Raw genomic sequence first — 7,732 nt, 5'->3', positions numbered from 1 at the left:
GCAGCCGCCGCGCCGTTCCGATCATCCTGCTCACGGCCCTCGGCTCCACCGACGACCGCATCGAGGGCCTGGAAGCGGGCGCCGACGACTACCTCGCGAAACCGTTCTCGCCGCGCGAACTGGTGCTGCGCGCGCAGTCCATATTGCGCCGCAGCGTCGGCGAACTCGCCCCCGAAGCGCCTTTCCGCTTGGGCCCGTTCGCCATCGATCCCTCCAACCGGACTGTCGCGAAGGGCGGCCGGGAGCTGGTCCTCACTGCGCGCGAGTTCGACCTGCTCGCGTTCTTCCTCAAGCATCCGAACCAGGTCTTCAGCCGGGAGCAACTGCTCAAGGAGGTCTGGCGTTGGGACTTCGGCGACCTCTCGACCGTGACCGTGCACGTTCGCCGGTTGCGCGAGAAGATCGAGGAGGACGCCACGAAACCTGTTCACCTGACCACCGTGTGGGCGGTGGGCTACCGCATGAGTGCCTGAGGAGGACCGCATGCTCGCGCTCGGAGACCTGGCCGCCATCGTCGGCACCACTCTGCTCGCCGCAGCGGCGATCTCGGCGGTCGCCGTGGTGGTGCTGCACCTGCTGCGCAGGGCGTCCGTCATGGTCCGGCTCGGCGTCGTCGTGCTGGCGGCCGTCGCGTCGATCGTGGGCGGCACGGTGGCCATCGCCCGCGCGATGTACATCTCGCCGCACGACTTCGTGGTGCTCGCGTGGGTCATCGGGGTGGCCGCCGTCGTCAGTGTGGGGGTGGCCGCGGTGCTCGGGATGGGCCTGGTGCGCACCAGCCGCACCCTCCGCGACGCCGCGCGCGCGGTCGGCGACGGGCGCATCGTCCCGGCCGAGCAGCAGGACAGCAGCGAGTTCAGCGCTCTCTCGAGCGAACTCGCCGACGTCTCACGGCGTCTCGCGGAGTCCCGGGAGGAGGTGCGGCTGCTCGACGCGTCGCGCCGCGAGCTGGTCGCCTGGATCTCCCACGACCTGCGCACCCCGCTCGCCGCCATGCAGGCCATGGCGGAGGCGCTCGAGGACGGCATCGCCGCCGACCCTCAGCGCTACTATCGGCAACTGCGCAGTCAGTGCGACACCCTCAGCCACATGGTCGACGACCTGTTCGAGCTGTCCAAGATCCAGTCCGGTGCACTGCGCCTGGAGTTCGGGCCGCTCTCGATGTACGACCTGGTCAGCGACGCCGTGGCCGATCTCGCGCCCCTCGCGGCCACCCGCTCCGTGGCGCTCAACGAGTCGCAGGACGGCGACCTGACGGTCTGGGGCGACGCACGAGAGCTCTCCCGCGTCATCCACAACCTGCTCGTGAACGCCATCGAGCACTCGCCCGCCGGGGCGGCCATCCATGTGTCGGTCCGCGAGGGCGCCGGCTCATCGGTCGTCCTCAGCGTCGTGGACGAGGGCGGCGGCATCCCCGAGGAGCACCTCGGAGCGGTGTTCGACGCGGGCTGGCGGGGTAACGCCGCGCGGTCTCCGCGCTCGGGGGTGGTCTCGGGAGGCGCGGGACTGGGCTTGGCCATCGTGCAGGGCATCGTCAGCGCGCACGACGGGGACGTCTCGGTGCGGAACACGGGAGCGGGCTGCAGGTTCGACGTGCAGCTCCCGCGTTTCCGCCCGGCGGTCGCCGCGAACTGACGGACCACGGAGTGATCGGCTGCGCGGGAGTGCAGTCGCGTGAAGGAGAGACGATAGATGCGGATCACATTCATCGGCGGCCCGACGGCGCTGCTCGAGGTCGGCGGGCTGACCCTGCTCACCGATCCGGCATTCGGCGACCCGGGCGAGTACCCCAGCGGGAGCCGGACCTTGCGCAAGACCTCCTCCCCGGCGATCCGGTCGGACGACCTGCCGAGGATCGACGCCGTCCTGCTGTCGCACGACCAGCATGTCGACAATCTCGACGCGCTGGGCCGCGAGCTGCTGCCACGCGCCGGTACCGTGCTCACCACGCCGGCGGCCGCCGAACGGCTCGGCGGGAACGCGGTCGGCGTCGCGCCGTGGCGGCACCACGAGCTGGACCGGCCGGGCGGCGGCTCGCTGCGGGTGGTCGCGGTCCCCGCCCAGCACGGTCCCGACGGGACGGAGCACATCACCGGTCCGGTGACCGGTTTCGTGCTCAGCGGAACGGGGCTGCCGACCGTGTACGTCGGCGGCGACAACGCGTCCCTCCGCGTCGTCGACGACGTCGTCCGGCACACGGCCGCTGACATCGATGTCGCGGTGCTGAACGCCGGCGGCGCGCGGACCGCCCTCCTGGACGCGTACCTGACCTTCACCAGCCGGCAGGCGGCGGAAGCGGCGGCCCTCATCGGAGCACCCCGCGTCGCCGTCCTCCACACCGAGGGCTGGGGTCACTTCACCACCGATCAGGCGTCTGTGCGCGCCGCCTTCGATGCGGCGGGGATGGGCGGCCGGCTGATCGACCTGGAGGCGGGGCCGGCCGTCCAGGCGTGGCCGTGAGCGGTGGTTCCGCACGGCCGCATCCGGCCGGGCGGCTCCGGCGGGAACTCGACTCCCGGCTGGCGTGGTGAGAGTGTGGATGCCATGCGCGTGATCGTCATCGGTGCCACCGGACATGTCGGCAGCTACCTCGTGCCCCGCCTCGTGCGGGCCGGTCACGAGGTGGTCGCCATCACCCGGGGGCCGAGCGCCCCCTACCATGAGGATCCGGCGTGGGATGCGGTGGAGCGCATCCACCTCGACCGCGACGCCGGTGATGCGGACGGCACCTTCGGCGCGACGATCGCCGGGCTGGGGGCGGACGCCGTCATCGACATGGTGTGCTTCACCCCCGACTCCGCCCGTCAGCTGGTGGAGGCGCTGCGCGGCCGGGTGAAGCTGCTGCTCAGCTGCGGGACGATCTGGATCCACGGCCCGGCGACGGCCGTGCCGACCGCCGAGGAGGAGGACCGGGAGCCGTTCGGCGAGTACGGCGTGAACAAGGACGCGATCGAGAAGCTGCTGCTGGAGGAGGCGCGGACCCCGGGCGGCCTTCCGGTCGCGGTTCTGCATCCCGGTCACATCACCGGCCCGGGCTGGAACATGATCGGACCGACCGGCAACCTCGACCTCGACGTGTACCGCCGGCTCGCCGCAGGCGAGGAGGTCGTGCTTCCGAACTTCGGCCTGGAGACGGTGCACCACGTGCACGCCGACGACGTCGCCCAGGGCTTCCAGCTCGCCCTGGAGAACCCGGAGGCCGCCGTCGGTCACGGCTTCCACCTGGTGTCCGATCGTGCGGTCACCCTGCGCGGCTTCGCCACGGCGGTCGCCGGCTGGTTCGGCGCGGAGCCGCGGCTCCGCTTCGAGCCCTACGCCCGGTTCGCGGAGCTCACGGACGCGCAGCACGCGCAGACGACGTGGGAGCACATCGCGCGCAGCCCCTCCAGCAGCATCGAGAAGGCACGACGCCTGCTCGGCTACGAGCCCCGCTACTCCAGCCTGGCCGCCGTGGCAGAAGCACTGCAGTGGCTGATCGACGACGGCCAGGTGGAAGCGGGGCCCTTGCGGATCAGCGGGTGACGAACGGCACCAGGATCGCGTTGACCTCTTCGGCGTGGGTCCACAGCATCCCGTGCGGGGCGCCGTCGATCTCGTGGTACTCCGCCTCCGGGAACGCGGCGTGGAAGGCGCGGCCGGTCGCGTCGATCGGGAGGATGTTGTCCGAGGTGCCGTGGGCGATCAGCGTGGGCTTGCCGCTGGCGCGGACGGCCTCGACGTCGGCCGAGAAGTCCTCGATCCACGACGGGACGACTGCGTAGGCCGCGACCGGTGCGCTGCCCGTGGCGGTATTCCAGCTGGCGGTGACGGCCTCCTGCGAGATGCGGCTGCCGAGGTTCTCGTCGAGGTTGTAGAAGTTCTTGTAGAACTCGGTGAACCACGCGAAGCGGTCGGCGCGCGCGGCCGCATCGATGCCGTCGAACACGGACTGCGGCACCCCGTTGGCGAGCATCCCCGGCTCGAGCGAGGCGAGGAACGCGAACTTGGCCACGCGGTCGGTGCCGAACAGCTTCGCGTAGCGGGCGAGTTCGCCGGTGCCCATCGAGAAGCCGACGAGGATGACGTCGTTGAGGTCGAGGGTGGTCAGCACGGTGTCGAGGTCGGCGGCGAAGGTGTCGTAGTCGTAGCCGGTCTCGACCTTGGAGGAGCGGCCGAATCCGCGGCGGTCGTAGGTGACGACCCGGTAGCCGGCGGCGCGGATCTCACGCGCCTGACGCTCCCAGGACGAACCGTCCAGCGGGTAGCCGTGGATGAGCACGACGGGCTGCCCGGTGCCGTGGTCCTCGTAGTACAGCTCGATCGGTGCCGAGTTCTCCTGACCGACGGTGATGAATCCCATGATGACCTCTCTGATCGATTCGGCCGAGAACGCTCGTTCTCGCCTTCTGATGGCTACACTAGAGAACGATGGTTCTCAGCGCAAGTCCCAGAGGTGAACAGATGACGAACGACACGGTCACCGAGCACGAGCACATCGTCGAGGTCGCGGACCGGCTCTTCTACGAGCGCGGCATCCACGCCGTCGGGATGGACGCGATCCGCACCGAGGCGGGCGTCCCGCTCAAGCGCCTGTACTCCGAGTTCTCCTCGAAGGACGCCCTGCTCGAAGAGGTGCTGCGCTACCGCTCGGGCGTGTGGGATGCGGGGATCGCCGGCGCTGCGGCTGCCGCGCACACCCCGCGCGAGAAGCTGCTCGCGATCTACGACTTCCTCGACGGCTGGTTCCGCACCGACGACTTCCGCGGCTGCGGGTTCATCAACTCCTTCGGCGAGATGGGGGCCGTCTCGCCGGCCGTGGCGGCGATCGCCCGCGAGCAGAAGGAGCGCTTCCAGCGGTACGTGGCGTCGCTGGTCGACGAGCTCGGCGCCCCGGCCGCGCTGGCCGACCAGCTCGCGATCCTGGCGGAAGGCGCGCAGACGACGGCCGCCATCAGCGGGAACCCGACCGCGGCCGCGCAGGCGCGAGCGGCCGCGGCGACGCTGATCGACGCGGCGCTCGCATCATGCGCGAAGGGCTGAGCCCGTACGCGACGAGGGCGTCGCCGAGCCCCACGGCCCGGCGACGCCCTCGGATCCCCGACTCAGGCGGCCGCCTCCTCGCGGGACTCGGCGAGGCCCTGCGCCAGCGGAGTGGTCGGGCGGCCGATCAGCTCCGAGAGGGTGCTCTGCGCGTCGGCCAGCTCCCCGTCGCGGATGTTGCCGTCCAGGGCCACCACGAAACCGGCGGTGCCGTCGTCGAGGCCGGCGGCGGTGAGGATGGCGGTGTGCTCCTCGGGCGAGACCGAGCGGTAGACGACCTCGCGGCCGAGGAGCTCGCCGATGGTGGAGGCCAGCTCGTCGAAGGTCCACGCCGTGTCGCCGCTCAGCTCGTACACTGCGCCCTCGTGGCCCGGCGTCGACAGCACGACGGCGGCGGCCTCGGCGTAGTCCTTGCGCGACGCGCTGGCCACGCGGCCGTCGCCGGCGCTGCCCACGAGCTCACCGGTCGCCGCGGCCTGGTCGAGGAGGCCGGTGTAGTTCTCGGTGTACCAGTTGTTGCGGAGGACGGTCACCGGCAGCGGCGACGCCGCGAGCAGCTCCTCGGTCGCCTTGTGCTCCGGGGCGAGCACGAGGGCGCCGTCCGTGGCGTGCGGCGCGCTCGTGTAGACGAGCCGTCCGACGCCGGCGGCCTCTGCGGCGTCGATGGCGTTCCGGTGCTGCGCCACGCGCTTGCCTACCTCGGAGCCGGACACGAGCAGCACGGCGTCCGCGCCCGCGAACGCGGCGGTGAGCGTCTCGGGCTTCTCGAAGTCGATGACGGCGGTCTCGACGCCGAGAGCAGCCAGCGGCGCGAGCCGCTCGGCGGAGCGGCCTGCGGCCCGGATGTCGGAGGCGGGCACACCGCGTTCGAGGAGGGAGTCGACGGTGAGGCGGCCGAGGTGGCCGGTTGCGCCGGTGACGACGATGGTCATGAGGGGTTCCTTTCGATCGGACATCGAGGGGAACCGGCCCGTCCCTCCATTACTTCCCAATGGCGGGTACCCACTTTTTGGTAAGTTACTGGCGTGGACACCAGTCTCGCGTCACTCAACGGCTTCGGCTTCACCGACGGCGTGCTGCCGTCGGCCTGCCCGACGCGCATCGTCCTCAACCACGTGACGAGCACGTGGGGCGTCCTCGTGCTGGTCGCCCTCTCGCAGAGCGGGTTGCGCTGGGGCGAGCTGCGCCGCACCGTCCAGGGCATCAGCGAGAAGATGCTGGCCCAGACGCTCCGGACGCTCGAGGCCGACGGCCTCGTGCTCCGCACGGCCCAGCCGACCATCCCGCCCCGGGTGGACTACAGCCTCACCGACCGCGGACGCGACCTGACCGAGCACCTGCTGCCGCTCATGTCGTGGATCGCCGCCAACGCCGACGACATCGTGGGCGCCGACGCTGGCCACGCATCCGCTGCAGTTCGCCCATAGCCACGCACCGGCGCCGCCCCTTAGGGTCGCACCGTGGATCTGCAGCTGAATGGGAAGACCGCCGTCGTCACCGGTGCGAGCCGGGGCATCGGCCTCGCAACCGTCCGGGCCCTGCTGGCCGAGGGCGCGGACGTCGTCGCCATCGCGCACGCGCCGACCGCGGAGACCGAAGCCCTGGGGGCCGAGCCGGGCTTCCGCTTCGTCGCCGCGGACCTGACCGATGCCGCCGCGATCGAGAGCCTGCGCGATCAGGTGGGCGACCGGGTGGATGCGCTGGTCAACAACGTGGGCTCGGCGCCTCCGCGCCCCGGCGGCTTCGCGTCGATCACCGACCACGACTGGCTGGCGAGCTACGAGCTGAACACCCTGGCCACCGTCCGGGTCACCCGTGCCCTCCTCGACCTCATCCCGGACGGCGGGGCCATCGTGAACATGGCAAGCGAGAACGCCATGCTGTCCGATCCGCTGGTGATGGACTACAGCGCCGCGAAGGCAGCGGTCCTGAGCTTCTCGAAGTCGCTGTCGAAGGAGCTCGGCCCGCGCGGCATCCGGGTCAACTCGGTCAGTCCGGGGCCGGTCGCCACCGCGCTCTGGCTCGGCACCGGCGGCGTCGCCGAGACGGTCTCCGCCGCGGGCGGCGGCTCGCCGGAGGAGGTGCGGCACGGCGCCGAGCAGGCGATGGTGACCGGCCGGTTCACCACCCCGGAGGAGGTCGCGGCACTGATCACGATGCTCGCCAGTCCGGTGCTCGGCAACATGACGGGGTCGGATGTCGTGATCGACGGCGGGATGCGGCAGACGAGTGAAGTCCCCGCGGCCCCGGTCGCCCGGCTATCCTCGACGCATGACCGCCCGGATCGCGAACGTCACGTTCCACGCCGAGAACCCCACCGAGCTGGCCCGGTTCTGGAGTGCGGTGATGGGCTACCCCGAGCCGACGGGCTGGGACCCGGAGGACGTGGCCGCGCTGAGGGCCTCCGGGATGACGGACGAGGAGATCGCGGATCGTGCCGAAGCGTGGGACGGGGATCCCGCCCACCAGCGGTTCTACTTCAGCCGGTACCGCCACGAGCGCCGGCAGCGCAACCGGATGCACCTCGACATCACGCCGTTCGACGACCGCCGCGCCTCCCGCGAGGAGCTGGAGGCCGAGCGCGACCGCCTGATCGGCCTGGGCGCCACCGAGGAGAAGACCCTGCTCGGTAACTGGGGCCCGTACGAGGAGTTCGTGATCATGATGCGCGACCCCGAGGGCAACGAGTTCTGCCTCCAGTGAACGATGAAGG

The 7,732-nt window shown here is 71.2% G+C and carries 8 protein-coding genes and 2 pseudogenes (1 of these 10 running past the window's edge); 8 read left to right on the top strand and 2 right to left on the bottom strand.

Annotation, left to right across the window (positions count from 1 at the left end; translation table 11 throughout):
* The 4 genes and pseudogenes from ACTJI1_RS10925 to ACTJI1_RS10910 form a co-directional block, all read left to right on the top strand.
* A pseudogene (locus ACTJI1_RS10925) lies at positions 1–473 on the top strand (response regulator transcription factor) (it extends 245 nt beyond the left edge of the window).
* 10 nt (positions 474–483) lie between these two features.
* A complete protein-coding gene (locus tag ACTJI1_RS10920; RefSeq protein ID WP_440742632.1) occupies positions 484–1,635 on the top strand; it encodes a sensor histidine kinase in 1,152 nt (383 codons plus the stop codon).
* A gap of 57 nt (positions 1,636–1,692) precedes the next feature.
* Positions 1,693–2,460, top strand: coding sequence for an MBL fold metallo-hydrolase (locus ACTJI1_RS10915; protein ID WP_440742631.1), 768 nt, complete (start codon positions 1,693–1,695; stop codon positions 2,458–2,460).
* Positions 2,461–2,544: 84 nt separating this feature from the next.
* Positions 2,545–3,522: an NAD-dependent epimerase/dehydratase family protein gene (locus tag ACTJI1_RS10910; protein WP_440742630.1), complete on the top strand. Its 978-nt coding sequence runs from the start codon at positions 2,545–2,547 to the stop codon at positions 3,520–3,522.
* On the opposite strand, the gene ACTJI1_RS10905 is transcribed toward ACTJI1_RS10910, so the two are convergent.
* Entirely contained in the window at positions 3,512–4,339 is an 828-nt protein-coding gene (locus ACTJI1_RS10905; protein ID WP_440742629.1) for an alpha/beta fold hydrolase, read from the bottom strand. The genes ACTJI1_RS10910 and ACTJI1_RS10905 overlap by 11 nt on opposite strands.
* A gap of 101 nt (positions 4,340–4,440) precedes the next feature.
* Here ACTJI1_RS10905 and ACTJI1_RS10900 point away from each other — a divergent pair, with 101 nt between their 5' ends.
* Complete coding sequence (locus ACTJI1_RS10900; RefSeq protein WP_440742628.1) at positions 4,441–5,019, top strand: TetR/AcrR family transcriptional regulator; 579 nt, start codon at positions 4,441–4,443, stop codon at positions 5,017–5,019.
* Positions 5,020–5,081: 62 nt separating this feature from the next.
* Here the strand turns inward: ACTJI1_RS10900 and ACTJI1_RS10895 are convergent, their stop codons facing one another.
* Positions 5,082–5,951: an SDR family oxidoreductase gene (locus tag ACTJI1_RS10895; protein WP_440742627.1), complete on the bottom strand. Its 870-nt coding sequence runs from the start codon at positions 5,949–5,951 to the stop codon at positions 5,082–5,084.
* Positions 5,952–6,044: 93 nt separating this feature from the next.
* On the opposite strand from ACTJI1_RS10895, the gene ACTJI1_RS10890 reads away from it, so the two are divergent.
* The 3 genes and pseudogenes from ACTJI1_RS10890 to ACTJI1_RS10880 all read left to right on the top strand — a co-directional run bounded on the left by ACTJI1_RS10890 (position 6,045) and on the right by ACTJI1_RS10880 (position 7,722).
* Positions 6,045–6,446 carry a winged helix-turn-helix transcriptional regulator gene (locus tag ACTJI1_RS10890; protein ID WP_440742626.1) on the top strand — a complete coding sequence of 134 codons (402 nt, stop codon included), beginning with the start codon at positions 6,045–6,047 and terminating at the stop codon, positions 6,444–6,446.
* 33 nt (positions 6,447–6,479) lie between these two features.
* A pseudogene (locus ACTJI1_RS10885) lies at positions 6,480–7,178 on the top strand (SDR family NAD(P)-dependent oxidoreductase); the annotation flags it as partial.
* 112 nt (positions 7,179–7,290) lie between these two features.
* Positions 7,291–7,722: a VOC family protein gene (locus ACTJI1_RS10880; RefSeq protein ID WP_310133711.1), complete on the top strand. Its 432-nt coding sequence runs from the start codon at positions 7,291–7,293 to the stop codon at positions 7,720–7,722.
* Positions 7,723–7,732: the final 10 nt, after the last annotated feature.

The organism is Leifsonia sp. 22587 (assembly GCF_052044215.1).
GTDB classification, from domain to species: Bacteria; Actinomycetota; Actinomycetes; order Actinomycetales; family Microbacteriaceae; genus Leifsonia; species Leifsonia shinshuensis_C.
The sequence above is the reverse complement of the archived record's forward strand: the minus strand, read 5'-3'. Positions and strand labels throughout refer to the sequence as shown.

What these genes read in the sequence shown, in the direction of transcription:
- ACTJI1_RS10920 (WP_440742632.1), top strand. Translation starts at nt 484, where the DNA reads ATGCTCGCGCTCGGAGACCTGGCCGCCATCGTCGGCACCACTCTGCTC.
- ACTJI1_RS10915 (WP_440742631.1), top strand. Translation starts at nt 1,693, where the DNA reads ATGCGGATCACATTCATCGGCGGCCCGACGGCGCTGCTCGAGGTCGGC.
- ACTJI1_RS10910 (WP_440742630.1), top strand. Translation starts at nt 2,545, where the DNA reads ATGCGCGTGATCGTCATCGGTGCCACCGGACATGTCGGCAGCTACCTC.
- ACTJI1_RS10905 (WP_440742629.1), bottom strand. Translation starts at nt 4,339, where the DNA reads ATGGGATTCATCACCGTCGGTCAGGAGAACTCGGCACCGATCGAGCTG.
- ACTJI1_RS10900 (WP_440742628.1), top strand. Translation starts at nt 4,441, where the DNA reads ATGACGAACGACACGGTCACCGAGCACGAGCACATCGTCGAGGTCGCG.
- ACTJI1_RS10895 (WP_440742627.1), bottom strand. Translation starts at nt 5,951, where the DNA reads ATGACCATCGTCGTCACCGGCGCAACCGGCCACCTCGGCCGCCTCACC.
- ACTJI1_RS10880 (WP_310133711.1), top strand. Translation starts at nt 7,291, where the DNA reads ATGACCGCCCGGATCGCGAACGTCACGTTCCACGCCGAGAACCCCACC.